The 26214-nt window shown below is 67.7% G+C and carries 22 protein-coding genes, 1 pseudogene and 1 riboswitch; of the genes and pseudogenes, 9 read left to right on the top strand and 14 right to left on the bottom strand.

All coding sequences use genetic code 11. The features are described from left to right. Positions 1-15: 15 nt before the first annotated feature. The 4 genes from AB0L82_RS34280 to AB0L82_RS34265 all read right to left on the bottom strand — a co-directional run bounded on the left by AB0L82_RS34280 (position 16) and on the right by AB0L82_RS34265 (position 6041). Positions 16-1218, bottom strand: coding sequence for an MFS transporter (locus AB0L82_RS34280; RefSeq protein ID WP_364646516.1), 1203 nt, complete (start codon positions 1216-1218; stop codon positions 16-18). Positions 1219-1354: 136 nt separating this feature from the next. Then, positions 1355-2728: an FAD-binding protein gene (locus AB0L82_RS34275; RefSeq protein WP_364646045.1), complete on the bottom strand. Its 1374-nt coding sequence runs from the start codon at positions 2726-2728 to the stop codon at positions 1355-1357. A 293-nt stretch (positions 2729-3021) separates the two neighbouring features. Then, complete coding sequence (locus tag AB0L82_RS34270; protein WP_364646042.1) at positions 3022-4239, bottom strand: NADP-dependent isocitrate dehydrogenase; 1218 nt, start codon at positions 4237-4239, stop codon at positions 3022-3024. Positions 4240-4547: 308 nt separating this feature from the next. After that, a complete protein-coding gene (locus tag AB0L82_RS34265) occupies positions 4548-6041 on the bottom strand; it encodes an MFS transporter (RefSeq protein WP_364646039.1) in 1494 nt (497 codons plus the stop codon). A gap of 137 nt (positions 6042-6178) precedes the next feature. Here AB0L82_RS34265 and AB0L82_RS34260 point away from each other — a divergent pair, with 137 nt between their 5' ends. From AB0L82_RS34260 to AB0L82_RS34245, 4 genes are all read left to right on the top strand, one after another. After that, complete coding sequence (locus AB0L82_RS34260; protein WP_364646036.1) at positions 6179-6898, top strand: helix-turn-helix domain-containing protein; 720 nt, start codon at positions 6179-6181, stop codon at positions 6896-6898. A 12-nt stretch (positions 6899-6910) separates the two neighbouring features. Further along, a riboswitch (SAM riboswitch) is annotated at positions 6911-7021 on the top strand. Positions 7022-7116: 95 nt separating this feature from the next. Further along, positions 7117-8466, top strand: a complete 1350-nt coding sequence (locus tag AB0L82_RS34255; protein WP_364646033.1) for a bifunctional o-acetylhomoserine/o-acetylserine sulfhydrylase — start codon at positions 7117-7119, stop codon at positions 8464-8466. Beyond that, entirely contained in the window at positions 8463-9617 is a 1155-nt protein-coding gene (locus AB0L82_RS34250) for a homoserine O-acetyltransferase (protein ID WP_364646030.1), read from the top strand. The genes AB0L82_RS34255 and AB0L82_RS34250 overlap by 4 nt, the downstream gene beginning before the upstream one ends. 189 nt (positions 9618-9806) lie before the next feature. Further along, positions 9807-9968, top strand: coding sequence for a hypothetical protein (locus AB0L82_RS34245; protein ID WP_364646027.1), 162 nt, complete (start codon positions 9807-9809; stop codon positions 9966-9968). A gap of 75 nt (positions 9969-10043) precedes the next feature. Here AB0L82_RS34245 and AB0L82_RS34240 read toward each other — a convergent pair whose 3' ends face one another. Then, positions 10044-10289: a DUF3017 domain-containing protein gene (locus tag AB0L82_RS34240; RefSeq protein ID WP_364646513.1), complete on the bottom strand. Its 246-nt coding sequence runs from the start codon at positions 10287-10289 to the stop codon at positions 10044-10046. Between the two features lie 147 nt (positions 10290-10436). Between AB0L82_RS34240 and AB0L82_RS34235 the strand changes: the two genes are divergently transcribed. Then, positions 10437-10901 (top strand): tRNA (cytidine(34)-2'-O)-methyltransferase, encoded by a 465-nt coding sequence (locus tag AB0L82_RS34235; RefSeq protein WP_364646024.1) that lies wholly within the window; start codon positions 10437-10439, stop codon positions 10899-10901. A 37-nt stretch (positions 10902-10938) separates the two neighbouring features. On the opposite strand, the gene AB0L82_RS34230 is transcribed toward AB0L82_RS34235, so the two are convergent. Continuing rightward, a complete protein-coding gene (locus tag AB0L82_RS34230; RefSeq protein WP_364646021.1) occupies positions 10939-11169 on the bottom strand; it encodes a DUF167 domain-containing protein in 231 nt (76 codons plus the stop codon). 190 nt (positions 11170-11359) lie between these two features. Continuing rightward, complete coding sequence (locus AB0L82_RS34225) at positions 11360-14806, bottom strand: error-prone DNA polymerase (RefSeq protein ID WP_364646020.1); 3447 nt, start codon at positions 14804-14806, stop codon at positions 11360-11362. A gap of 192 nt (positions 14807-14998) precedes the next feature. On the opposite strand from AB0L82_RS34225, the gene AB0L82_RS34220 reads away from it, so the two are divergent. Then, a complete protein-coding gene (locus tag AB0L82_RS34220; RefSeq protein ID WP_364646018.1) occupies positions 14999-15970 on the top strand; it encodes an SDR family NAD(P)-dependent oxidoreductase in 972 nt (323 codons plus the stop codon). Between the two features lie 43 nt (positions 15971-16013). Here AB0L82_RS34220 and AB0L82_RS34215 read toward each other — a convergent pair whose 3' ends face one another. Beyond that, on the bottom strand, positions 16014-16943 hold the full coding sequence (locus AB0L82_RS34215; RefSeq protein ID WP_364646016.1) for a LysR substrate-binding domain-containing protein: 930 nt from the start codon (positions 16941-16943) through the stop codon (positions 16014-16016). Positions 16944-17092: 149 nt separating this feature from the next. Here AB0L82_RS34215 and AB0L82_RS34210 point away from each other — a divergent pair, with 149 nt between their 5' ends. Continuing rightward, on the top strand, positions 17093-17464 hold the full coding sequence (locus AB0L82_RS34210; RefSeq protein ID WP_364646013.1) for a DUF4267 domain-containing protein: 372 nt from the start codon (positions 17093-17095) through the stop codon (positions 17462-17464). Here the strand turns inward: AB0L82_RS34210 and AB0L82_RS34205 are convergent, their stop codons facing one another. Continuing rightward, positions 17465-19501, bottom strand: coding sequence for a CocE/NonD family hydrolase (locus AB0L82_RS34205; protein WP_364646010.1), 2037 nt, complete (start codon positions 19499-19501; stop codon positions 17465-17467). A gap of 141 nt (positions 19502-19642) precedes the next feature. Here AB0L82_RS34205 and AB0L82_RS34200 point away from each other — a divergent pair, with 141 nt between their 5' ends. Continuing rightward, positions 19643-21172 (top strand): FAD-dependent monooxygenase, encoded by a 1530-nt coding sequence (locus AB0L82_RS34200; RefSeq protein WP_364646007.1) that lies wholly within the window; start codon positions 19643-19645, stop codon positions 21170-21172. A gap of 9 nt (positions 21173-21181) precedes the next feature. Here AB0L82_RS34200 and AB0L82_RS34195 read toward each other — a convergent pair whose 3' ends face one another. The 5 genes from AB0L82_RS34195 to AB0L82_RS34175 form a co-directional block, all read right to left on the bottom strand. Further along, positions 21182-22138: a sucrase ferredoxin gene (locus AB0L82_RS34195; RefSeq protein WP_364646004.1), complete on the bottom strand. Its 957-nt coding sequence runs from the start codon at positions 22136-22138 to the stop codon at positions 21182-21184. Positions 22139-22149: 11 nt separating this feature from the next. Next, entirely contained in the window at positions 22150-22710 is a 561-nt protein-coding gene (locus AB0L82_RS34190; RefSeq protein ID WP_364646001.1) for a YdeI/OmpD-associated family protein, read from the bottom strand. Between the two features lie 71 nt (positions 22711-22781). Continuing rightward, positions 22782-23543, bottom strand: a complete 762-nt coding sequence (locus AB0L82_RS34185) for an alpha/beta hydrolase (RefSeq protein WP_364646510.1) — start codon at positions 23541-23543, stop codon at positions 22782-22784. Positions 23544-23673: 130 nt separating this feature from the next. Next, a complete protein-coding gene (locus tag AB0L82_RS34180) occupies positions 23674-25302 on the bottom strand; it encodes a DNA polymerase Y family protein (RefSeq protein ID WP_364645998.1) in 1629 nt (542 codons plus the stop codon). A 64-nt stretch (positions 25303-25366) separates the two neighbouring features. After that, entirely contained in the window at positions 25367-26101 is a 735-nt protein-coding gene (locus AB0L82_RS34175) for a hypothetical protein (protein WP_364645995.1), read from the bottom strand. A gap of 26 nt (positions 26102-26127) precedes the next feature. Here AB0L82_RS34175 and AB0L82_RS34170 point away from each other — a divergent pair. Then, positions 26128-26214: pseudogene (locus AB0L82_RS34170) on the top strand (50S ribosomal protein L10); the annotation flags it as partial.

Below are 26214 nucleotides of genomic sequence, written 5' to 3'. Positions count from 1 at the left end.
TACATCCGTGTATGTTCACTGCCCGATTGCGGCGGCCCTGGATCCGGACCTGCGCGCGATCGCGACCGTCGCGGTGAACAGTAGCGTGCCCAGCACCGCGAGCCCCGCGCCCACCACGGCGGGCGCGGTATAGCCGAGACCCGCGGCGATGACCAGGCCGCCGAGCCAGGCACCCGCGGCATTGGCGATATTCAGGGCCGCGTGATTCAGTGCGGCGGCCAGAGTTTGGGCGTCGTGGGCGACGTCCATCAGGCGGGTCTGCAGGCCCGGGCCCAGGGCCGCACCCGACGCGCCGATGAAGAAGGCTCCGATGGCGGCGGTGAACGGATTGTGCGCGGCTGCGACGAAGGCCGCGAGGATGACGACCATGGACAGCAGGGCCAGGAAGATCGAGCGGTCCACGCCGCGGTCGGCGAGGATGCCGCCGAGGATATTGCCCGCCACCATGCCGAGGCCGAAGAGCATCAGCACGATCGGGACGAAGCCCACCTGCATTCCGGCGACATCGGTGAGGGTGGTGGTGATGTAGGTGTAGACGGCGAACATGCCGCCGAAGCCGACCGCGCCGACGACCAGCGTCAGCAGTACCTGCGAGCGGCGTAGCGCGCCGAGCTCGGTCCGGGGATCGGTGAGGCGAATTCCGTGCAACTCCGGCACGAACTTGAAAATCGCGGCGATGGTGGCCAATCCGATAATCGTCACCACCACGAAGGCGTCCCGCCAGCCCAGATGCTGGCCCAGCCAGGTGGCTGCGGGAACGCCGACGACATTGGCGGCGCTCAATCCCAGCATAACCGCGGCAACCGCCTTGGCCCGCTGACCCACCGGAGCCAGCGAGGCCGCCGCCAGCGAGGCGACACCGAAATACGCACCGTGCGGCAGACCGGAGACGAAGCGCGCCGCGGTCAGCGTCGCGAAGGTCGGCGCGATCACGCTCGCCGCGTTACCCACGCTGAACGCCACCATCAGCGCGATCAGCAACTTCTTGCGGCCGACCCGCGCCGCCATGGCCGCGATCACCGGCGCACCCACCACCACGCCCAGCGCGTACGCCGAAACAATATGTCCCGCAGTGGGTTCCGAGACGCTCATATCGTCCGCGATATTGGGCAGCAAACCCATGGTCACGAATTCGGTGGTGCCGATACCGAATCCGCCCAGCGCCAGCGCCAGTATCGCCGCCACCGGCCAGCGCCGCTGCGCGACCACCGAGCCCACCGTTGCGGGTGCCTCGACGGTCGTGTCCACGCCGGGTACAGAATTCGCCATGAAATTGCGCAACACCGGGCGGGGCATACCCCATCCCCATTTCACGGTGACTCCCCTCACCCACCTCCGAGGCGGAATATCGGGGTCAGATCGCGAAGGGGAAGCTGCTCCGCACGGTGCCCTGCTCGTTGTAGCGGCGCTTGATCGACCGCAGGCGGGTCAGGGTGTCCGGGGAAAAGGCCTGCGCCGCCGAATCACCCGCGTCCAGATAGGTCAGCGGCTTACGACCCGAGACGTGCGAATGCAGCGCCGCGGTTATCGACCGCTGCCGTTCGGCGACCGCGGCCGCATGGTCGGGCGTCGGGGCCGGGCCGAGCATGGACAGCAGATAAGGTTCGCGAATCCCACCGGCGGCACCCGCATCGGCACGCGGGCGATACAGCGCACCACCCAGCTGGCGGACCTGCACGAGTGCGAGCGGCGCGATCGAGCGTTCCGGGCCGGGCGCGTCCGCCGCACCCGCCATGGCCGTGCCGAGCAGCACATCGGTGACATGCGGGGAGAAATCGGTGAGCAGTTCCGCGCGCACCCGGGCCGGACTCGGCGCGGTCGGCTCCATGCAGATACCGCCCAGCTCGGTCACCTCCAGGGGTCGCCGATTGTCCAGCACCGCACCGGGAATCGCCTCGAACCGGTGTAGCGGTCCGGTAATCCCTTCCACACCAACCACATCCACCGCGATCATGATCCGGCCCCGCAGCGGTTCGGGCACCTGGGGGAAGGGCGGGAAGCGCACCAGCGTCACCCAGATGCTCAGTCGCTCATCGGCTTCCGCCGTCGCTTCGCGAAACGCCGCGAACACCTCCGCTGCCCGCTCGGCATCCCACAGCATGCGCCCGCCGTACAGCGGCCCGGTCTCGAAGAGCTCGAACTCCAGCCCCGTCACCACCGCGAAGTCCCCACCGCCACCGCGCAGCGCCCAGAACAGCTCCGGATCCGATTCGGCGGTCACCCGCATCCGGGTGCCGTCCGCCAGCACGACCTCCGCCGCGCGCACCGCGTTCGCCGCGAATCCCCTACTGCGCGCGAACCATCCGAGCCCGCCCCCGAGCGTGTACCCGGTAACCCCCACCACCGGCGAGCTTCCCACCGCACCCGCCAGCCCGTACGGCGCGGTCCGCTCCGACAGCGCACCCCACTGCACCCCGGCCCCCACCCGAGCCGTCCGAGCCCCGGCATCGACCGCGATATCGGCGAGTCCGCCGGTCCGCACCAGCACCGTCCCATCCGCCGCCGCCGAGGCCCCATGCCCCGTCCCCTGCACGCTGACCGCCACCCCGAACTTGGCCGCGTACTCCACCACGGCCGCCACGTCCGCGGCGTCCACGACCTCGACCACCGCCGAAACCCGCTGCTCCACAGCCACATTCCACGGCGTCCGCGCCCCGTCGAACCCCTCGTCCCCCGCCACGAGCACCCGCCCGCGCACCACCCGCCGCAAATCGTTCCCGATACCCACCACAACTCCTACTCGCCCGCCAACCGCCCCATCCTCCCCCGCCATTCATGAGAGTTTCATGACCCCAAAAGGAGTGGTCGGGAGAATGCCCCGGAAAACAGTTCGGGCACCCGCGCCGCCGAATGGCGGGACAGGTGCCCGGAATGCGTAGGGGGCGAAGGGATGGGCTCGGCCGGGACGATCGGTCCCGGCCGCCATCGGTTCGCCGCTGCGGCGCTGTTCACGTTGCATCAGCGCGAAGTTCGGACGCCGAAACGTCCTGTGCTCTCGAAGGTGAGACTCCGAGAGTTGAATCAACGCAGTGTGCGCGCCAGGTTGGCGTCGAGCACGCCGAGGAATTCCTCGGTGGTGAGGTAACCCTGGTCGCCGCCCACGAGCAGGGCGAGGTCCTTGGTCATCTGGCCGTCCTCGACGGTCTTGATGACCACCTCTTCGAGGGTCTGCGCGAAGCCGATCACCTCGGGGGTGTTGTCCAGCTTGCCGCGATGCGCCAGGCCACGGGTCCACGCGAAGATCGAGGCGATCGGGTTGGTGGAGGTGGGCTTGCCCTGCTGGTACTGGCGGTAGTGCCGGGTGACCGTGCCGTGCGCGGCCTCGGCCTCACAGGTGCGGCCGTCCGGGGTGAGCAGGACCGAGGTCATCAGGCCGAGCGAGCCGAAACCCTGTGCGACGGTGTCGGACTGGACGTCGCCGTCGTAGTTCTTGCAGGCCCAGACGTAGCCGCCCTCCCACTTGAGCGCGGAGGCGACCATGTCATCGATGAGGCGGTGCTCATAGGTCAGGCCGGCGGCGTCGAATTCCTTCTTGAATTCGGTCTGGTACACCTCTTCGAAGGTGTCCTTGAACATGCCGTCGTAGGCCTTGAGAATGGTGTTCTTCGTGGAGAGGTACACCGGGTAGTTCTGCTGCAGGCCGTAATTCAGCGAGGCACGCGCGAAATCGCGGATGGACTCCTGGAAGTTGTACATGCCCATGATCACGCCGCCGTCTTCCGGCATGCGCACGACCTCGTGCTGGATCGGCTCGGAGCCGTCCTCCGGCGTGAAGGTCAGGGTGACCGTGCCCGCCTGATGCACCTTGAAATCGGTGGCGCGGTACTGATCACCGAAGGCATGGCGGCCGATGATGATCGGCTTGGTCCAACCCGGAACCAGACGCGGCACATTCGAGATGATGATCGGCGCGCGGAAAATGGTGCCGCCCAAGATATTGCGGATGGTGCCGTTCGGCGACCGCCACATCTTCTTGAGATCGAATTCCTTCACCCGGGCCTCGTCCGGAGTGATGGTCGCGCACTTGACGCCGACGCCGTGCTTCTTGATGGCGTTGGCCGCGTCGACGGTGACCTGATCATCGGTCTTGTCGCGGTATTCGATGCCGAGGTCGTAGTACTCGAGGTTCACATCGAGGTACGGGTTGATCAGCTTGTCCTTGATGAACTGCCAGATGATCCGGGTCATCTCGTCGCCATCGAGTTCGACGACGGTCCCTTCAACCTTAATCTTGGACATTGGACTTCGTGTCCTCCTAGGAAGGTGGTGCTCCCATTGCACGGCCAGGTGAGCACGCTTGTGAGCGGGAACCCCGGCTGTTCAACAAACAACGTATATGCCCGGCGTTTTCCTCGGGACCTCTGGTACCAGGTCCGCGCGGTGCGCGCCAAACAAGACGAGCGTACTGCTGGTGCCGACCTCACCGCGCGGGCAGCCCCCGCTGTGCGGGACCGCACACCGAGTTACTCACAGGTAGGTACCGCGTGACCCAGGGCACGAAACACCCCCGCCGCGCATAGCTCGACGGGGGTGCGAATTCGGGCGGATCAGACTCCGACGTGCACGTGCTCGGAACCTTCGAGCAGATTCTCCGGCTTATCCCGAATCATGAACGCGATGATCGGAATGGTCAGCAGGAAGAAGCCCGCACCCGCGTAGAACGCGATGTCGTAACCGTGGATCGAGGCGCGTGCCACCACATTGTCGATGGTCGGGTGATTGCGGGCATACCGTTCGGTCGCCTGCACCGACAGCGTCATCAACAGCGCGGTGCCGATGGAACCGCCGACCTGCTGCGCCGCGTTCAGCAGCGCCGAGGCCACACCGGAATCCTTGTCATCGACCTGATGCAGCGCGGTGGTCTGCATGGCCACGAACAATCCGCCCATACCGAGCGCGATCAACAGGATCGCGGGCAGCACATGCGTGGCATAGCTATCCCCGAGCTCGAGCTGCGCGAGGTACAGCAGCCCGGCGGTGCCGAACAGCGCACCGACCAGCATCACCGGCCGCGGTCCGAGCTTCGGCAGCACCGCGCTGGCGATACCGGCCGAGATGACGATGCCGAGCGGGAAGGGCAGGAACGCCGCACCCGCCTTGAGCGCGGAGTACCCGAGGGTGATCTGCAGGTAGAAGCTCAGGTTCAGGAACATGGCGAACATGGCGATCGGGGTGATGAGCGCGACCAGGAACGATCCGCCGCGATTGATCTCACCCGGAATACGAAGCGGCAGCAGCGGATTCGCGGTACGCCGCTCGATGGCGACGAATGCGATCAGCAGCGCCACACCCACGCCCAGCAGTGACAGGGTGCTGGCCGCGCCCCAGCCGTCATCGGCCGCGCGGCTGAAACCGTAGACCACCGAGACCAGGCCGAGCGTCGCGGTGATCGCGCCGGGCAGGTCGTAGCCGCCGGTGCGCGGGGCCGGAACGTCCTTGATGACGAACGCGATGGCGCCGGCGAACGCCAGCAGCGCGATGGGGGTGTTCACCAGCAGGCACCAGCGCCAGCTGGCGTATTCGGTGAGCGCACCGCCGACGATCAGGCCGATGGCCGCGCCACCCGCCGACACGCCCGCGAACACGCCGAACGCGCGCGCACGCTCCTTGGCTTCGGTGAAGGTCACCGACACCAGCGACAGCGCCGCCGGGGCCAGCAGCGCGCCGAACGCGCCCTGCAAACCGCGTCCCGCGAACAGCTCCGCGGTGTTCTGCGCCAGACCGGCCAGCGCGGAGGCCGCGGCGAAGCCGATCAGGCCGATCAGGAAGATGCGGCGGCGGCCGAGGTAATCCGCGAGCCGGCCGCCGAGCAGCAGCAGGCCGCCGAAGATCAGGGTGTACGCGGTGAGCACCCACTGCCGGTTGCCATCGCTGATGCCCAGGTCCTGCTGGGCGAAGGGCAGGGAGATGGTGACGATGGTCGCGTCCAGCACCACCATCAGCTGGGCCATGGCGATCACGCCCAGCGCCAGCCAGCGCTTGGAAGCGCCTGCCTGACTTGATGTTTCGTTGGGCGCGTCGATCGCGGTCCCAGTGGTCATGCCGTCTCCTCGGGAGTGGTTCGAACAGCTCGCTCCATCGTGGCACCGGCCGACATTTGGCGTCAAGAGAAAAGTGTCGCAATCAGACAGTTGGCCGTTAACGTCACAATCACACCGGACGGCTATACAATGACGGCATGGCCGAGTCGTCGACGATCGCTGATTCCCCGCAGCAGCAGCACACCCTGGAGCGGCATCGCCCGGGCCTGCGCGAGCGCAAGAAGCAGCAGACCCGGACGCGGATCATCGATGTGGCACTGCGGCTGTGCGATACACAGGGGTTCGACGCGACGACCGTGGAACAGATCGCCGATGAGGCCGATGTCTCACCGCGCACCATCAACCGCTACTTCGACAGCAAAGAGGCGATCGTCATCGCCCCCGTCGAGGACATGGGCAAGGCCCTGGCCGAACAACTACGCGCGCAGCCGATCACCGGCAATGAACTGCAAGCCCTGCTCAACGCCTTCCGGGCCACCGTCGAGCAGGTCATCGAGGGCGATAATCCCGCACCCTTCCGCTGGTTCCAGCAGATGCAGCGCATCTCACTGAGCAATGCCACCGTCCGCGCCGAGAGCCTGGCCGCCGCCGACACCAAAACCCTGTCCATGACCACGGTGCTGGCCGAACGCCTGCGCCTGGACCCCAATTCCATGCCGGTGCGGCTCATTTCGACCACCTGGCACGGCATCGTGCGCGTGGGCATGGAATGCGAATTCGACGCGGACTCGAATTTCCCGGACTGCTCCACCCCCGCGTCGGCCCGCGACCTCATCACCAATGTGATGGCCGCCTACAACGAGTTCATTCGCAGCTGCGCCCTCCCCGTCGCCGAGGCTATTGCGCCGCCCCGTTAGAATCTGCGCCAAGGTCAAGAGCATCAGCGCCAAGCCCCGGCTCGCTGATCGGCAACCCTCCAGCAGCGGCGGGGTGCTCCGGGTGAAGACCAGGCGCTCGAAGGCCGAGCGCAAGCGCACTGTAGGAGGACCCGAGATGTGTTGTTGTCGAAGCCAATTCGCCTTCCGATAACGTCCGCCTCCGCCGATTCCGGCGACTTTTCCACCTGGAGCACGACATGAGTGACTCGACCGCGCCCTCCGCCTCCCCCGCGAACGGCGATACGGATCCCAGCAACTGGTCCTTCGAGACCAGGCAGGTCCATTCCGGCCAAGCCCCCGACGCCGCCACCGGCGCGCGCGCCCTGCCGATCTACCAGACCACCTCGTACGCGTTCCGCGATACCGATCACGCCGCCGCGCTGTTCGGGCTCGCCGAACCGGGCAATATCTACACCCGCATCATGAACCCCACCCAGGACGTGGTGGAGCAGCGCATCGCGGCGCTGGAGGGCGGTGTGGCGGCCCTGCTGCTGGCCTCCGGACAGGCCGCGGAGACCTACGCGATCCTGAACCTCGCGCAGGCGGGCGATCACATCGTGTCCAGCCCGCACCTGTACGGCGGCACCTACAACCTCTTCCACTACTCGCTGCCCAAGCTGGGCATCGAGGTCAGCTTCGTGGACGATCCCGATGATCTGGCGCAGTGGGAAGCGGCCGTGCGGCCCAATACCAAGGCGTTCTACGGCGAGACCGTCGCGAACCCGAGCAGCTCGATCCTGGATATCCCGGGCATCGCGGGCGTCGCGCACGCCGCCGGTGTGCCGCTGATCGTGGACAACACGGTCGCCACGCCGTACCTGATCCAGCCGCTCGCACACGGCGCGGACATCGTGGTGCATTCGGCGACCAAGTACCTGGGCGGGCACGGTTCGGCCGTCGCGGGCGTGATCGTGGACGGCGGCACCTTCGACTGGACCGTCACCGACGCCGACGGCAACCCGCGTTTCCCGGGCTTCACCACCGCCGATCCCAGCTACCACGGTGTGGTCTTCGCGGATCTGGGCGCACCGGCGTACGCGCTCAAGGCGCGTGTACAGCTGCTGCGCGATCTGGGTGCGGCCGTGGCGCCGTTCAACGCGTTCCTGATCGCCCAGGGCATCGAGACGCTGAGCCTGCGGGTGGAGCGGCACGTGTCCAACGCGCAGGCGGTCGCGGAGTTCCTGACGCAGCAGCCGGGCGTCGAGAAGGTCTACTACGCGGGGCTTTCCGACTCACCCTGGTTCGAGCGTGGCAAACAACTGGCACCCAAGGGCGTCGGTGCGATCGTGTCGTTCGAGCTGGCCGGCGGAATCGATGCGGGCAAGAAGTTCGTGGACGCTCTGGTGCTGCACAGCCATGTCGCTAACATCGGGGATGTGCGTTCGCTCGTGATCCACCCCGCCTCCACCACTCACTCCCAGCTGACACCCGAGGAGCAGCTCGCTTCCGGCGTCACCCCAGGTCTGGTGCGGTTGGCCGTGGGCATCGAGGGAATCGACGACATTCTGGCGGATCTGCGCAACGGACTGACGGCGGCCGCGAGTTGACCGCCGATACGGATTCGAAGACCACCGTCCCGACCGCGGCGGCCCTACTACCGCCGCCGGACGGGACGCTCGGCAGCTTCTCCATCGGGGATGTCGCACTGGAGAGCGGCGCGGTCATTCCCGATGTGACGCTTGCCGTGCAACGCTGGGGCGAACTATCCCCGACCGCCGATAACGTGGTGCTCGTCGAGCACGCGCTGACCGGCGACTCGCATGTGATCGGCCCGGCGGATGTGCATCACGACTCCCCCGGTTGGTGGGACGGGACCATCGGTCCCGGCAAGTCCGTCGACACCCGGGAATGGTGTGTCATCGCGATCAACGTGCTCGGCGGCTGTAAGGGCAGCACCGGGCCATCCTCGCTCGCGCCGGATGGAAAGGCTTGGGGCGGAAGGTTTCCCGAGTACACCATTCGCGATCAGGTGACCGCCGAAGCACAGTTCTTCGATCTGATCGGCATCGACCGATTGGCCGCCGTGGTCGGCGGATCCATGGGCGGTATGCGGGTGCTGGAGTGGATGATCGGCTATCCGGAACGGGTCGGGGCGGCGCTGGTGCTCGCGGCCAGCGCCCGCGCCACCGCGGATCAGCTGGGACAGCAGACCACGCAGATCGCCATCATCAAGGCCGATCCGGACTGGCAGGGCGGTAACTACTACGGCACCGGGCGCGCCCCGATGACCGGTATGGGTCTGGCCCGGCGCATGGCGCATCTGACCTACCGGGCCGAGGCCGAACTCGACCACCGTTTCGAGAACCATGCCCAGGGTGATGAAAACCCTTGGGAGGGTGGGCGTTACGCGGTGCAGAGTTATCTGGAGTACCAGTCGGACAAGCTCATCTCGCGCTTCGATCCGGCAACCTACGTCTATCTCACCGAGGCGCTGAACCGATATGACGTGGGTCGCGGGCGCGGCGGCGTCGAGGCGGCGTTGCAGAGTACGCCGGTGCCGGTCGTGGTCGGCGGCGTGGATTCGGATCGGCTGTACCCGCTGCGCAATCAGCAGGAGCTGGCGGATCTGCTGCCGGGCTGCAAGGGCCTGGAGATCGTGCATTCGCGCGATGGGCACGACGGCTTCCTGACCGAGACCGAGGCGGTCAGCAAGCTCATGGCGGAGACCATGGAGCTGGCCCGCGCGGCGCGCGGCTGACGGTGTGACGCACGGGGCTGACGGGTCTTTACGGAATTCCCGCGGTGCAATGACCGCGGGTTCTCCCATGAGTCATACCTGTTTCGTCTGAATTATCTTGACGCACTGTCGGTTTCGCACCGATGACACCTCGGTAACCGACACGCCGATTTCGTGACTGAATCGGTGCGTCGTCGTAAGGTATGCAACATGACAGCAGCCTTCGATGACATGGATCTGCGCGATCTGGTCGCGTTGCTCTCCGACGAGGAACAGCACGAGTTACGTCCCGCCGTGCTGCGCGTATTACACCGTTTACCGGACCAGGAAATCCTGCGCCGCGAACTCGGCCGCCGCCTCACCCCCGCCTGACGCTCCTACGACGTTCCCCCGTACACCGCAATTCCCCGGAGCGTTCGCCGCTGCCGGGGAATCTTTCGTCACGGCCTAGGTGACCCCGAGACTGTTGATCGTCGCCGCCAACACGATGATCACACTCCCCATCACCGTCAGCCACGCCACATCGAACGGCTTACTCCGCACCGCCAACACCCCCACCCGCTCGGTAGGCAGCATCAACCGAAACCCCGCCGCCAGCAACGCCGCCCCACCGAAGAAGAACGTCCCCCTGCGCCACCGATCCCACGCCAGAAACACCACCGCCACCACCAGCACCGCCCCGATCACCACCATCGGCAGATGATCACGCACGGCCTGACCGAATCGGCTGCTGGGACCTGAGGGAGCGGCATGGGCTGGACTCACGCGTCAGAGCTTAACCAGCCCGCGCCGAACGGGCTGCGAACAGTGCGGTTGTCGGGCTCTGGGATGCTGGTGGGCGTGTTTCATTTGGTGTTCTTCGAACCGCGCATCCCGCCCAATACCGGCAATGCCATTCGGCTGGCCGCGGGGACGGGGTGTGAGCTGCACCTGATCGAGCCGCTGGGGTTCGACCTATCGGAGCCCAAGCTACGCCGGGCGGGGTTGGACTATCACGACCTCGCCTCGGTGACCGTGCATCAGAATCTCAGTGCCGCATGGGAATCCATCAAACCCGAACGCGTCTTCGCCTTCACCGCGGCCGCCACCACCCGCAATACCGATATCGCCTATCGCGACGGCGATGTCCTGCTCTTCGGCCCCGAACCCACCGGTCTCCCGGAAGAAGTGCTCACCGACCCCAAGGTCACCGAGCAACTCCGCATCCCGATGCTCCCCGGCCGCCGCTCCATGAACCTCTCCAACGCCGCCGCCGTCGCGGTCTACGAAGCCTGGCGCCAACAGGGCTTCCCGGGCGCGGTGTAGTGCCATACCGCCGGGACACGCGACCATTCCGAGGCGGTCAATCGGCTATTTCGAAGCGTTTGAAGCGGGAAGTTGTTCCGGCGGTGAGGGTTACGGCGGATTTGGGGACGCCGTAGTGGGTGGCGAGGAGGGCGATGGCGGCTTTGTTCGCTTTGCCCTCGACGGCGGGGGCTCGGACGTAGAGCTGGAGGGTGCCGTCGTCGAGGGTTTCCACGAGGGGGCCCTTCTTGCTGTTCGGTTTGATTGTCGCCCGGACCACCGTGGGCATGACGCTCCTTACTGGACGGCTATGGCGTCGACCTCGAAGAGCATGCCCGGCAGGGCCAGCGAGGCTACGCCGGTGAGGGTTTGGGCGGGTGGGCGATCACCCCGGAGTTCGGCGATCTTCTTGCCCAGGATGGCCAGTTTATCCAGGTTGTGGTCGACGATGTGGGTGCGGAGTTGGGCAGCGTTCGCCGTCAGCGGAAATCGCGGGAGCGGCCCTCGATGCGCAGGTTCATGCGCTGGAGGTGATCCGCCACGACGGTGACCGCGCCCTCGGCGTTCTGGACGCGGCCGCGGATCAGCAGGGCGGGGGCGGATTGGGCCAGGCGGCGGTAGCGGGCCCATAGGCCGACCGAGCAGACGACGTTGACCATGCCGGTCTCGTCTTCCAGGTTGATGAAGGTGACGCCCGCGGCGGTGGCGGGGCGTTGGCGGTGGGTGACCGCGCCGCCGACCAGAACCCTTGTGCCGTCGCGGATTCCGAGCAGTTGATCGGCGGGGATGACTCCCAGCGCATCGAGCTGGGAGCGCAGGAATTCGGTCGGATAGCTGCCCGGGGAGACCCCGGTGGCCCAGACGTCGGCGGCGGCCAGCTCCAGGGCACTCATACCGGGCAGGGCTGGAGCGTCGACGGCCGCGCCCATACCCGGCAGACGGTCGGGTCGCTCACCCGCCGCGGCCCCCGCCGCCCAGAGCGCCTCGCGCCGGGTGCCGCCGAGACTGTCCAGCGCACCCGCCGTCGCCAGCGATTCCGCCTGCGGCACAGTCAATTCCACCCGGCCGGTGAGATCCAGGAAGGACGCGTACGGACCGGTCTCGCGGGCCGCCACGATCTGTTCCGCCAATTCCGTGCCGATACCGCGCACCGATGCCAGCCCGAGCCGGATCCGCATACCCCGTTCCTCCAGGGTCGCCTCGGCCAGAGAGTGGTTGATATCCGGGCCGTGCACCACCACCCCGTGCCGCCGAGCATCGGCCACCAGCGATTGCGGTGAGTAGAAACCCATCGGCTGGGCGCGCAGCAGACCTGCGCAGAACGCCGCCGGATGATGCAGTTTGAACCAGGAGGAGTAGAAGACCAGGGAGGCGAAACTCTGCGAATGGCTTTCCGGGAAGCCGAAATTCGCGAAGGCGTACACCTTCTCGTAGATGCGGTCGGCCTTCTCCCCGGTGATGCCGTGCAACTCGCGCATACCGGCGTAGAAGCGTTCGCGCAGGCGTTCCATCTTCTCCGGTGAGCGTTTGGAGCCCATGGCGCGACGCAGCTGATCGGCCTCGGCGGCGGTGAAACCGGCGATGTCCACGGCCATCTGCATGAGCTGTTCCTGGAACAGCGGGATGCCGAGCGTGCGTTCGAGCGAATTCTCCAGTGCCGGATGGTCATAGACGACCGCTTCGCGGCCGTTGCGGCGGCGGATGTACGGGTGCACCGAACCGCCCTGAATGGGCCCGGGCCGGATCAGCGCCACCTCCACCACCAGGTCGTAGAAGTTGCGCGGTTTCAAGCGCGGCAGCGTCGCCATCTGCGCGCGGGATTCCACCTGAAAGACGCCGACCGAGTCGGCGCGGCACAGCATGTCGTACACCGCGGCCTCGGTCAGATCCAGGCGATGCAGTTCCACGCTCTCGCCCTTGTGCTCGCGCACCAGGTCGATCATGTAGTGCAGCGCCGAGAGCATGCCGAGCCCGAGCAGATCGAATTTCACCAAACCCGCTGCGGCGCAATCGTCTTTATCCCATTGCAGCACGCTGCGTCCGGGCATGCGCGCCCATTCGGTCGGGCAGACATCGGCGATGGGGCGATCGCAGATCACCATACCGCCCGAGTGAATGCCCAAATGCCTTGGCAGACCCTCCAATTCACCGGCCAGCCCGAGCACGTCCGGCGGTATGTCGGTGTGCTCCTCCTTGGCGACGCCGGTCCAGCGGCTCACCTGTTTGCTCCAGGCGTCCTGCTGTCCGGGCGCGAAACCCAGTGCGCGCGCGGCATCGCGCACGGCGGAGCGGCCGCGATAGGTGATCACATTGGCGACCTGCGCCGCGTACTCACGCCCGTATTTGGCGTAAACGTGCTGGATCGCCTCCTCGCGCCGATCCGATTCGATATCGACGTCGATATCGGGCGGCCCGTCCCGCTCCGGCGCCAGGAAGCGTTCGAACAGCAGCTTATTGGCGACCGGATCCACATTGGTGATGCCGATGGCGTAGCAGACGGCGGAATTCGCGGCCGATCCCCGCCCCTGACAGAGGATGTCATTGGTGTGGCAGAAGTCGACGATATCGTGCACCACCAGGAAGTAGCCCGGAAACTTCAGCCGCGCGATCACTTCCAGCTCATGGTCGAGCTGCTGATACGCCTTCGGATTGCTCGCGCGCGGCCCATAGCGGCGCCCCGCGCCCCGCATGGTGAGCTCGCGCAGCCAGGAGTCCTCATCGTGCCCCTCGGGTACGTCGAACGGCGGCAGCTGCGGTGCGATCAAACGCAGATCGAAGGCGCATTCCCGGGCCAGCGCAACGGCATTGGCGATCGCGCGCGGATGGTCGGCGAACAGGCGCGCCATCTCCGCCCCGGAGCGCAGGTGCGCGCCGCCGGTGGGCGGCAGCCAGCCCGCCATCTCGTCCAGCGAGGAGCGGGCGCGAATGGCGGCCAGCGCCATGGCTCGGCGGCGCTGCGGCGGTGCGGCGAAATGCGCTCCGGTGGTTGCCAATACGGGCAGCCCGAGCCGATCCGCGAGCGCGATGAGCCGGGCATTGCGCTCATCGTCCTCCGGAATCCCGTGGTGGGTGAGCTCCACGCTCACATGTTCGGCCCCGAATCGCTCGATCAGTTCCCGCAGCGCGCCCTCGGCGGCGGCATCGCTCTGCGTGAGTGCCTGTCGCACAGTCCCTTTGCGGCAGCCGGTGAGCACATGCCAGTGCCCGCCCGCCGCCTCGGTGAGCCGGTCCAGGTCGTACCGCAGCATGCCCTTCTCCCCCGCCGCCATATGCGCCGCCGCCATCTCCCGTGACAAGCGCCGATACCCCTCCTGCCCGCGCGCCAGGATCAGCAGATGCGGTCCGACCGGATCGGGCGCACCGGTGCGCGGCGCGGAATCGGCCCATACGGATTCCCCTGCGCCTCCGCCACTTTCGCGGCTGCGGCCCGCACGCCCCGGACCGCGCTTGACCGGTGCGCCATCGCCGCTCACAGCTTCGGGGTTGGCGGCCGCGCCCCGCGCACGCCGCCCCCGCGGAGCCAGATGCGCTCCGGCACGGGCGGCGGTGCCGAGCGAGAGTTCCGCACCGAAGACGGTGGGCATACCCCATTCGCGGGCCGCTTCGGCGAAGCGCACCACGCCGTAGAAGCCGTCGTGATCGGTGAGGGCGAGCGCTTCCAGGCCGAGCCGTACCGCCTCCTCCACGAGTTCCTCGGGCGGGCAGGCGCCATCGAGGAAGCTGTAGGCGGAGTGGGTGTGCAGTTCGGCGTACGGGACGGTGGGTCCGGCGGTGCGGGCCAGGGTTCCGGCTTCGTATTTCTCGCGTTTGCGGGACCAGGCCGGGCTGTCGCCGCCGTCGCCTTCGACGCGGCGGGCCGGATCGGGGCGGCCGGAGAGCACGCGCTCCAGTTCCGCCCAGGTAGGCGGACCGTTATGCCAGCCCACGGCCCCTCCTCACCACTTGATCACCAGTGTTGATCGAACATACATTCGATCCATTCAGGCAGTATAGGAGACCCGACCGAACGGTCTATATAGCGCCCGCTACGGCGTGTCCGAGACACCCGCCGCCTTCTTCTGGCACCGGAACTTACTTTGGAGTAAGTTCTAGGCAATTCGATCTGCAAGGGAGCAGTGATGACCGATACCTCGGGTTACCTGGCCCGTCGGCGCGCCCGCCGCGACCTGACCGGCAAGCACATTGTCATTACCGGCGCGTCCTCCGGAATCGGCCGCTCGGCGGCCCTGGCCGTCGCCGAGAAGGGCGCGGTCGTCCTGCTCTTGGCCCGGCGCGGCGATGAACTCGCCACCCTGGTCGACGAGATCAAGGCGAACGGCGGTGAGGCACACGGCTATCAGTGCGATGTCACCGACGCCGATTCGGTGGATGCCGCGATCACGCTCATCCTGGCCCAGCACGGTCACGTCGACATGCTGGTCAACAATGCGGGCCGGTCCATCCGGCGCGCCGTGCACCGGTCCACCGATCGCATGCACGATTTCGAACGGACCATGGCGGTCAACTACTTCGGCGCGGTGCGCATGACCCTGGCGCTGCTGCCGCAGATGCGCGAGCGCAAGTTCGGGCACATCGTGAATATCTCCAGCGCGGGCGTGCAGGTGGCGACACCGCGCTTCGCCGCCTACCTCGCCAGCAAGGCGGCACTGGACAAGTTCGCGGAGGTGACCGCGGCCGAAATGCTCGCCGACAACATCACTTTCACCACCATCCACATGCCGCTGGTGCGCACCCCGATGATCACCCCGAGCGGCGATCAGGGCACCTCCACCCAGTCACCCGAGTGGGCCGCGGCGACCATCGTGCGCGCGCTCAGCGAACGGCCGCGGCGCATCGACGTCCCGCTGGGAACACTCGCCGAATACGGCAATCTGGTCGCGCCCGCGATCAAGGAGCGGGCCCTGCACCGGTACTACCGCGCCATCCCGGATTCCCCCGCGGCCAAGGGCGAAACGGTCGTCGAACCGGAGACCACCGAGGTGGAGATCGTGGTGCCGCAGCGTCGCCGTCGCACGGTGCCGCCCGCCATCCGGGTCACCGGAACGGCCCTGCGCCGAGCCGCGCGATTGGTGCCCGGCACGCACTGGTGAGCGGTGGCCCTTCGCGCCGACGGCGTCGATATCCGCGGGAATATCAGCAGGCGGTGACCATGTCCGTCCCCCGCGGTCGGCGGCAATCGCCCCGGCTGGTGGCCAGCGCCGCCTCGTTGAACGCCCGGATGCGGGCGTTCTCCCGGGATTCACGCCAGACCAGACGGCCCTGCAGGGGTGGCGCGTCATCGATGGGCAGGTAGGTGACGCGGGGGTAGGCACGGTAGCAGGAACCCTCGTCGCCCAGCACGAATGCCCCCGCACCACCGCCGACCAGGCTGATCGCCTCCTGAAATGTGCTGGCGGACATGACATGCCGGATCGGCCTGCCATCGGGGGTGCGGGTCGGCGTCCGATCGGCGGCGACCTCCGACGGCGTCGAATCGGGTACGCCGATCAACGGGATATCGGCCAGATCGTTCAGCGAAACCGAATCACGCGCGGCCAGCGGATGCGCGCGCGGCAGTGCGAGCAGCCGGGGCAGGGTCCGCAATACCGGCCCGGCGACGAGCCCCGGCTCCACCATGGGATGGCAGGCCAGCACCATCTCGACCAGATCGTCGTGCAGTGCCGCCGCTCCCCCGTAGAGCGGCAATTCCCGAATCCGAACCTGCACACCCGGATTCGCGGCGGTGAGCCGGTCCGCGGCCTCCATCAGGAAGACGCCCGCGCCCGCGCTGCCGAAGCCGACCTCGACCACACCGGGCATACCCCGGCCCGCCGTGGTCGCGCGTTCGATGGCGCGCTGGATCAGATCGTGCCCCGGGCGCAGGTCGTCCAGTAGCTGTTTCCCGACCGGGGTCAGCGCCACCCGGCGACTGGTGCGCTCGAAAAGCGGTGCGCCGAACCGTCGTTCCAGCGCCTGAATCGTCTGACTGACCCGGCCGGTCGAAACCCGCAGCCGCTGTGCGGTTCTGCCGAAGTGCAGCTCATCGGCCAACGCCAGAAAGGCTTCTATCTCGTACCGTTCCATCGCAGTGACTACGCCGTGGGCACGGGTTTTGTTCCGGTCGATCGTTCAGCGTGGCTAATTGATGATTGATCAACCCGCCATTGTTCCCGGAACCCGCTTTCCGAATCCTTGGAGGCGCGGTCGCACGACCGCGGAACCGGGAGAAAACAGTGACAGTCCTCGCCTACGGGTTGGCCATCGTGCTCGATCTGACGATCATCTTCATCGGGGTGCGGTTCCTGCTCATCCCCGAGACGGCGGCGACGGCCTTCGGCGTTCCGGCGCGCGCCGACGGTGACGCGGGCCCCTATCTGACCGTCAAGGGTCTGCGCGACATCACCTCGGGCGTAATCGGTTTGGCGATCCTCGCCTTCGCGGGCGCTTCGGCCGAAGCCTGGTTCATGCTGGCCGTCGCGCTGACCCCGTTCGGCGACTGCGCCATCGTGCTGCGCAACGGCGGCACCAAGGCCGCCGCCTTCGGCATCCATTTCGCCACCGCTGTCGTCGTACTCATCAGCGCCGCACTGCTTTTCGCCGCCTGATCACCAGCCCGGCCGGCCGCCGATCGGGACATTGACCCAGCTGGGGTTGGCCGGGTCGAGTTCGATGTGCTGCGGGCGGAGCTGGCTCTCGTTGAGCAGTGGACGCAGCGGGAGACCACGCGGGAAGTTGAAGGCGAAGACGTCCACGCGCAGGCGGTGGCCCGGTTGCAGGACGGCATCGGTCGCGGTCAGGCCCAGATCGAGCTGGGTGGGCTGGCCGGGGACGAGCGGTTCGCGCGTGTCCAGGGTCAGATAGGGATACGGGTCGGTGTAGTCGCCGTTGGCCGAGCGGGAGGACCTGGTGTCATCCACTTTTCGCAGCGAGGCGGTGAGCTGGCCGGAGGTCAGCACCTTCGAGCTGCCGTCCGGGCCGACATCGTTGAGCGTCGCGGACCAGTAGCCGTCGGTGGCGTCCAGCACCGTGTTCAGGTGCACGCTCACCGGACCGGAGACGATGGTCGGCTCCGCCACCGGCGGACTGGTGAAGGTCAGCCCGTTGAGCTCCATCGGGCGCGCGTCCTTGGCGCAGATATCGAGGATGGCGGTGATACCGGCGGTGCTCTGCGCGGAATCGCGGGAGCACAGGCTCATCAGGCCCGGGCCGACGGTAAGCCGCTGGGCCGCACCGGGTTCGGTGGTGAGGCTGCCGTCGTGCAGGCTGGCGTTGGTGGTGCCGCTGGGCGCGCCCGAGAGATACAGGCGGCGGTAATCGGCTTCGGGGCGCGGGAATTCGCCCGCGGTGGTCCAGGAGCCGCCCTGCTGGAACAGCGTCACCGGGCCGTAGCCGTCGATGCCGTTGTCGATGCCCTTGAGCCACTTGTCGAACCAGGTGCGCTGCAACACATCCAGGCGCGGCGGTGCGCCCGGCGCACCGAAACCGCTACCCGGGTTCGCATGGTAGGTGTCGCCCATGACGAGCTGTTTCTGCCCGGGCGGCAAGGGAATCGCGTTGTAGATGCGCGGTTCGGAATAGGTGAAGATGTCATGCCAGCCGCCGTAGATCATGGTCGGCACCCGCACCTGATCCGGATGCCCCAGCCAGCCCTGACGCAGTGAGCTGTTCGTCTCCAGCAGGCTCTTCAGATTGTCCGGGATCTCCGGGACGCTCTGCACCGTCAACGCCTGAATGATGTAGTCGAAGAACGTCATCGGGCTCTGCGAACGATCCGCCAGCCACTTCCAGTCGAAGTTCCCGCTGAACAACGCGGTCAGATCCGGCATGAGTTTGAGGAAGTTCACGCCCAGCAACCACGGCGGAATGAAACCGAAGCCGAGCGCGCCGCCGGTGGCCAGCACATCGCGCACCAGATCACTACCCGGTTCCACCGGGAAGATCGCCTTCAGCGCGTCGGGATGGTGTTCGGCGGCATGCACCTGATTGATGGCGGAGTACGAGATGCCGCTCATCCCGACCTTGCCGTCCGACCAGGATTGCCTACTCGCCCAATCGATCACCTCGACGCTGTCGAGCTGTTCGCGCTCCTGGAAGACCTGCCAGACGCCCTCGGAGAAACCGGTGCCGCGCACATCGGCGACGACCTGGGTGTATCCGCTCTGCACCAGTTTGCGATCGGCGGCGAACAACCGCGCCCCGCCACCGGGGAGGACCTTGGTGAGTTCGGTGAGCCCGCCCAGGCCCGCACTCGAAAGATCGAACCCGGCAAGGAAATTGGTGAGGATATCCGGCAGCACCGGAATCGACAGCGCCGAATCCACGATGTTGGACACGAGTTTCGTGTACGGGGTGAGGTTCACGATGGTGGGCAGCGGGGTGTCCACGATCCGGCCCTGCGCGTCCATCGGCCGATAGACATTGGCCTTCAACACCGTTCCGTCACTCATGGTGATCGGCACATCCCAGTCGATGTGCACATTCGGATACGGCGGCGCGTCCTGCGCGGCGGTCCACGCGACGCCGAGCTCCCCGCCATCCGGCGCGGTGGCGGCGACCGGTGTGGCGAGCGCGCCGACGGTGACCGCCGCGGTGAGTAGCGCGAGAACACCGATGGCACGTCCCCCGAGCTTTCTGAGTTTCATTCATCCCCGCGAACTCTGAGAAACATTTACGTACCCAACGGGTCGTGACTGTAACCAGCGACACGCTCGGGCGCAATGATGCCGCACGCCACATTCCCCGATGCCGTATCCACCCCACCCCGCCGGTGCCACACTGGGGAAATGCCGGGGGCGGATACCGAGGTGGATGTACTGATCGTGGGAGGTGGGCCGGTCGGGCTCACCGCGCGAGCACTGCTGCAACGCTGGGGCGTTCGAGCGCTGCTCATCGAGAAGCGCCGGGAACTTTCCCCGTTCCCGCGCTCCCGGCTGGTGAATGTGCGATCCATGGAGATCTTCCGCGGACTCGGACTGAGCGCGGCCATGACCGCCCGCGCCTTCGCGGCGAAATACGGGCGCATTCGATTCCGGGACAATCTGCAACACCCGGATTTCGCCAGCGCCGCCATGGTCGGGGTCGACGCGCCGATCGCGCAGAGTCCGGAGATCGGCATCGTCACCTCCCAGGACCGGCTCGAACCCACCCTGCTCGCGGCGGCGCGCACACCGCTGTGGTTCGGGGCCGAACTCGTCGAACTGCGCGAGCACGGCGACGGCGTCGAAGCGGTGCTCGATGATCACGGTGTGGCGCAGCGGGTGCGCGCGCACTACGTGATCGCCGCCGACGGCGCGAATTCCACCGTGCGACAGGGGCTCGGCATCGGCGTCACCGGGCCGGGGGTGATGGCGGATTTCACCACGGTGGTCTTCGACGCCGACCTGCGGCGCTGGTGTGCGGACCGGCCCGCCGGGGTGTACTTCACCATGGACGGATTGTTCGCGCCGCTCTATCCCGAGGGCGGCTGGGCCTGGTTCGCACGCACCCCCGAATACCGTTCCGATTGGCATGAACTCGTCGCGCTGGCGCTCGGACCGGACCGCGATGTTCCCATCGAGGTGGTGCGGGTCCAGCGCTGGTCGATGAATGCCATTGTGGCCGAACACTTTCAGCGAGGTCGCGTACTGCTGGCCGGTGATGCCGCGCACGCCCTGCCCATCGTCGGCGGGCTCGGTATGAATACCGGTATCGCCGATGTGCACAACCTCTGCTGGAAACTGGCCGGACTACTGCACGGCTGGGCCGGACCGGGACTGCTGGAAAGCTATGCGGCGGAACGACAACCCGTCGCGCAGCGCACCCTGGGGCAGGCGGTGGCCAATGCCCAGCTCACCCTCCAGGTGCAGCGCCGACGGCAGGAGCAGGTCTCACACGGCGGCATCGGATCGGCCGAAATCGAACTACCTTGGTCGGAACAGTATTTCGCACAACTGGGGCTGGTGCTCGGTGCCGCCTACCATTCGAACGCCGTCCTGGGCGGCAGTGCATCGATAAGCACCGGAACCGATTACGTGCCGACACCGCTGCCCGGACATCGCATGCCACATCTGTGGCTCACCCCCGAACGCTCCACCCTCGACGCGCTCGGCGAATGGTTCACCCTGTTCACCTCGAACCCGGCCCGCTGGGGACAGCGCACCGGCCGCTGGCCGCTGCGCCTGGAACCCATCCTGCGCGAGCACGCCTACTGCTGCGGACTCGGCGCGGACGGAGCCCTGCTCGTCCGCCCCGACGGCCATATCGCCGCCCGCTGGGATGCGGGCCCGCGCGGTGACGCGGATCTGCGCGAGGCACTCTCCGCCGTCACACACTAGGCGAATACCTCAGGGCAGCAATCGAATCCGATCCGCCACCACCGCGGTCGCGGGTTTGGGCCCGGCCCCGCAACTGGCCTGGCGCGGAGCGTAGGCGACGGTGCGGGCGGTGACCAGCCAGCGGCGGCCGTCCCGATGCGTCACGGTGGCCGCGCCCGCACAGGTGGCCGGATCGCGCGCGGTGGCGCTGTCGATATCGGTGGCCGTCACGACCAGATCGTCGATCAGCGCCCCGGCATCGGCATCCCCGGCGGCGGGCTGCCCCGCGCCGGAGGTATAGCTCTCATCGCTGATCAGTTGGCGCACAGCGACTTCCGCGACCTGCTCGACCGGGGTGTAGCAGCTGCGGCCGCGGAAACCGGTCAGGCTGACCTCACCGCGATCGGCGGCGGCGACCATGGCGCGCGCCGAATCCGCGTCCAGGCGACCGTAGGTCAGGCCCGAGGGGAGCTGGATCACCGCGGGGGCGAAGCGGTGACCGCCGGTATGCGAGCACTCCCACACCCGAGCGGGATACTCCTCGATCAGACTCGCGGCGATCGGGCGCCCGAGCCGTGCGCAACACTGATCGCGTTTACCGTGCGCGCAGACCAGGATCGGCGGCTCCGGCACGGATACCCCGATGCCCGGAGCCGGGCCGTTCAGCAGATGCAGGTCCAGATCCAGCAGTTCCTTCAGATCGGTGATCTCGAACCGCTCGCACCAGGATCCCCGCGGGCGCGAACTGGCGATGAGAACCGTTCGCACACCGGTGAATTCATTGCGCCCGGGACGGCGGATGAGGGTCGGGCGCACATGGGCGGCCTTGGTGCGGGCGGCCAGATCCGCGGTGATCTCCGGTCCGAGCACCTCATCGCCGATCACATCGCGGCCCCAGGCCCCGGGTTGTTCGATACACAGCCAGCCGGTGATGCGGGTCGCGCTGCCGGGGAGCGGAATCTCCAGTGCGGCAGCGGAGCACGGCATACCGTCGAATGTCATAGCGGTTGCCCGTCGGACAGTTTGCGAATGAGCTGTTCGAGGCGGCGTGCCCGCGCCTCCGGGCGCACGGCACTGCCCAGGTGATAGTCCACGGCGATGCGGGATTGCACGGGCAGGGTTTCGAAGAAGGCCGCGGCCTCGGGATGCCGAGCCAGCGCCGCCAGGAAATCCTCCGGCAGATCATCGGCCGAGGCGTTGTCCCAGCGGCCGTCTTCCTTGGCGCGATCGATCTCGGCCTGTCCGGCGGGATGCATGAGCCCCTGTTCGATCAGTTCCGCCACCAGTTCGGTATTGCGCTGCGACCAGGGACTGCGGCGGCGGCGCGGGGTGAAGCCGACGAGATAGAACTCCTCGTCCACCGGTTTGGCCTGACCGTCGATCCAGCCGAAGCACAGCGCCTGGCGCAGGGCGGCGGCATGCTCGAGCGAGATGTGGCCGGAGCCCTTTTTGGCGAGTTTCATCCAAATGCCGTCCACCGCGGCGTGATTGGCCGACAGCCATTCCCGAAACGACTGCTCATCGGCGAAGAACAGGGTGGGACGCTCGAGTGCGGACACCCGCTAACTGTAGATTCCGCCCGAACCGCCGGTGTTCGGTGCCCGGAAAACGCAATATGCCCGATTGCCGATCAGGGGTGCAGGAACGGCAGCACCGCGGCCTCGAATTCCTGATACCGATCGCGGTGAATACTGTGCCCGGAACCGAACACCCGCACCGCGAAATCGGGCACCGCGGCGCGCATCGACTCCAGCTTCACCGGATCCACCATGCCGCCCGGCCCGCCGCGCAGGAACAGAGTCGGCGCGGTGATCTCGCCCAGCCCCTCCCACCACTCCGGATACGGTTTGCGAAACTGCTCCAGCGCGGTCCCGGTCATGGACCGATCGAACGCCAGCACCGCCCGCGGATGCCGCAGCACACTGGTGGTGGCATGCCACAGCTCCGGCACCGATGGCAGTCGGCGCGTGAACGTCACCTGCTCATCGCCCGAGCGCAATGGCAGCGGCTGCTCCTCGATCACCAGGCGGCGCACCAATTCCGGTCGCCGCATGGCCACCCACGACACCGCGTACCCGCCCAGCGAATGCCCGACCAGATCGACCCGATCCAGCCCGAGCCGCTCGCACAACGCCAGCACATCCGCCCCGAACTCCGGGAAGAGATAGGAATCGGTATGCGCGCTGCGGCCGTGCCCGCGCAGATCCGGAATGATCACCCGGCGGCCCTGCCGCACCAGCCGCGCCGCGAACCGATCCCAGGTATGCCCATCCCCGCCCATACCGTGCACCAGCATGATCGGCGGCTCGGCCGCATCCCCCGGACCGGAATCCCGATAGGCGATCAGCACGTCCCCGAACGCCTCGCGCGCAACCGTCAACTCCACGATCATCAAGCCTACGGATCCGGCTTGAAGCCCGCCGCCGGTTGTGCGCATCGCCATAGCCGATGAATCGTCACGGCCGCCATAAGTGTCAACACGGCCGCCGGTTGGAAGATCGTGCGGATCGCCCGGTCGGTGTTCACTCGTAGAGGCCCTCGACGTGCCAGGTGCGGTCGTAGCCGAGCAACAGTAGGACGCGATTGTCGGAATCCAACTGGACCTGGGCGCGAGCCGCCACCCCGTGCTGGATCCCATGGACCCACCAGCGGTCGTCCAGCGGCCAGGGCCCAGCCCAGCCGGTCAGCTTCCAGGAACGACTACCCCAGTGCAGTTGTGCCGGATCCGCGGTGAAAAGGCCACGGTCGGTGACCCAGATCGGGCTGCCGTCGGCGGCTTCCAGCCGCACCTCGGGCCGGGTCGCCCACACCACGGTGGGAGCGGGTTCAGGCAGGCGGCCAGGCCAGGGCTGGGCCGGATCGGCCGCCGGAACCGGCTCCTCACCGAGCGGAACCAGGGTGACCCGCTCAGCCGGACCGCGCCCGCCACTGAGCACCCCCAACCGCACGGCATCACCCCCGAGCAGCCCCTGCACCCGGATCAACGCCCGCCGCGCCCGCTCCTCGTCCTCACCGACCCCACCCCACAACCCCAATTGCAGCGCCCCCGCCGAGACCACCTCGATCGGTTCCAAACGCAGCAGGGTGATCGGATCAGCCGGAGCGTCATCCCACTCCGGTATCGAATCCTCGTGTGTCCCAGCGGGTCTGCGCGCGCGTCGGGCGCGGTCGAGGGAGCGGCGGGTGAGCCAGCCGTCGAGTTGCCAGCGGACGCGGTCGGCGGTGCTGTCGGGGGTGAGGGGTTCGGCGCAGCGCCAGATGCGGGAGAACTGTTCGCCGGATTCGGTTTCCGCGTGAATGGCCAGGCGGGTGCAGGCCACCGCGGCGGCGGCGAGCGATTCGTGCAGCCGGGTGGCGAGCAGGCGACCGGCGAAGGCGGCGGCGTCCACCCGGTCTATCGGTGGGTCGCAACGGTATTCGACGGTGAGGTCGGGGGCGGGAGTCTGCGCCGACGGCGGGCGTTCGGGTTCGGCACGGGAACACCGGTGCGCGGCAATGGCATCGGAGCCGAAACGGGAGGACACCTCGGCCGGGGTCAGGGCCGCGAAATCCCCGATGCGGCGCAAACCCAGGCGGTGCAGCAGATCCACCAGGTCGGCGCGCTCCGGGGCGGCCAGCGCCGGTTCCGCCGACAGTTCGGAGACCGGCAGCGGCGCAAGGAATTCCGCGCCCTTACCGGTCTCGACGATGGTCGCGCGGCGCGCCGCCAGCACGGCCGTGGACATCTCGTCGGCGATACCGATCTGGCATTCCACCCCGACCGCCGCCACCGCGTCCACCAGTCGTTCCGCCGCGATCTCCTCCGATCCGAAGAACCGCGCCGCACCGCGCGCCGACAGCACCAGCAGTCCGGGCCGCAGCACCTCCACCCCGGGCACCGTCGCATCGACCGCCGCCACCACCGGCTCGAACAGTCGCGCGTCCCGATCCGGATCATCCTGCGCCACCAGCAATTCCGGACAGCGGCCCTGCGCGTCGCGTTTGCGCAGCCCGCGCCGTACCCCCGCCGCCCGCGCGGTCGCCGAACACGCGATCACCCGATTCGCCGACAGCACCGCCACCGGCCGCGTCACCGCGGCGCCCGCCTCGGCGGCGGCCGCGACGGCGGGCCAGTCCAGGCACCACAGCGCCACCACCCGCCGCGCCTTCACATCGGCCTCGGCGAGAACGCGCCGAAAGCGCTACAGCACGGCATGACGCCCGGGCCGATCGCGGTCAGGAGACGGCATGGTGCACGGCGGTGAGCGGTTCGGCCACAACATGATTCGTATCCACCCATTCGACCCGGCCGTTATTCGGGCAGAGCGCGAGATTCCCGGTCCGGGGCTGGGCGGATCGCCCCTGCACCGAGACGTCCAGCCGCAGAGTGCGCAACCGGCCGCGCCCGCGCCCGAGACCGGAGTACGCGGCGACCCGGGTGTCGATGCACAGCACCGAACCCGCCCAGGAACCACCGGTCACCACCAGCGTCGACCCCCGATTGCGCGCCCGCGCGGTGAGCACCCGGGTGCGGGATATGGGCACCCGAGCGCCGTTCAAGCCCAGAACCACCAAATCCAGGCCGTCCAGCAACACCGAGGCGACCTCCAGCGGATCCGAGCCCGGATCCGCGACAACGGCCAAACGATCCAGCCGCGCACCCATTTCGGCCGCCGCCAGCAAGCCGAAACGCGGCAGCCCGATCACCGCGGCATGCCCGCCGGAACCGGTCACCGCGGCCAGCAAACCGGACAGCAGCGCATTGCCGCCGCTGTATCGCACCACCGATCCCTTGGCCAAACCGCCCTCGGGCAAAAGGCTTTCGAGCGCCGCGGGCACCGGCAGCGCATCCCGCCGCAGCGATTCGGCCAGGGCCCGCGCACCCCTCTCCTCGGCCACCTGCGGGCTCACCCGCGCGGGCGGAGCACTCGCCTCCGGGAGCTCCGGCGTGATCGGCGATACGCCGGTCACAACCCCGCTATCAGCGCCGACGGGCCGCAGCGAAGGCGCTCAAGGCCTTCGCCAAGGACAACAAGGCGCTGATCATCAAGGGCGGCTACATGGACAGCGCGACGCCGTCCATG

This window comes from Nocardia sp. NPDC052001 (genome assembly GCF_040680615.1).
Taxonomy (GTDB): domain Bacteria; phylum Actinomycetota; class Actinomycetes; order Mycobacteriales; family Mycobacteriaceae; genus Nocardia.
The sequence above is the reverse complement of the archived record's forward strand: the minus strand, read 5'-3'. Positions and strand labels throughout refer to the sequence as shown.

Coding starts and splice junctions, on each gene's coding strand:
- AB0L82_RS34270 (WP_364646042.1), bottom strand. CDS start 4,239: ATGTCCAAGATTAAGGTTGAAGGGACCGTCGTCGAACTCGATGGCGAC.
- AB0L82_RS34265 (WP_364646039.1), bottom strand. CDS start 6,041: ATGACCACTGGGACCGCGATCGACGCGCCCAACGAAACATCAAGTCAG.
- AB0L82_RS34260 (WP_364646036.1), top strand. CDS start 6,179: ATGGCCGAGTCGTCGACGATCGCTGATTCCCCGCAGCAGCAGCACACC.
- AB0L82_RS34255 (WP_364646033.1), top strand. CDS start 7,117: ATGAGTGACTCGACCGCGCCCTCCGCCTCCCCCGCGAACGGCGATACG.
- AB0L82_RS34245 (WP_364646027.1), top strand. CDS start 9,807: ATGACAGCAGCCTTCGATGACATGGATCTGCGCGATCTGGTCGCGTTG.
- AB0L82_RS34240 (WP_364646513.1), bottom strand. CDS start 10,289: ATGGTGGTGATCGGGGCGGTGCTGGTGGTGGCGGTGGTGTTTCTGGCG.
- AB0L82_RS34230 (WP_364646021.1), bottom strand. CDS start 11,169: ATGCCCACGGTGGTCCGGGCGACAATCAAACCGAACAGCAAGAAGGGC.
- AB0L82_RS34220 (WP_364646018.1), top strand. CDS start 14,999: ATGACCGATACCTCGGGTTACCTGGCCCGTCGGCGCGCCCGCCGCGAC.
- AB0L82_RS34215 (WP_364646016.1), bottom strand. CDS start 16,943: ATGGAACGGTACGAGATAGAAGCCTTTCTGGCGTTGGCCGATGAGCTG.
- AB0L82_RS34205 (WP_364646010.1), bottom strand. CDS start 19,501: ATGAAACTCAGAAAGCTCGGGGGACGTGCCATCGGTGTTCTCGCGCTA.
- AB0L82_RS34200 (WP_364646007.1), top strand. CDS start 19,643: ATGCCGGGGGCGGATACCGAGGTGGATGTACTGATCGTGGGAGGTGGG.
- AB0L82_RS34195 (WP_364646004.1), bottom strand. CDS start 22,138: ATGCCGTGCTCCGCTGCCGCACTGGAGATTCCGCTCCCCGGCAGCGCG.
- AB0L82_RS34185 (WP_364646510.1), bottom strand. CDS start 23,543: ATGATCGTGGAGTTGACGGTTGCGCGCGAGGCGTTCGGGGACGTGCTG.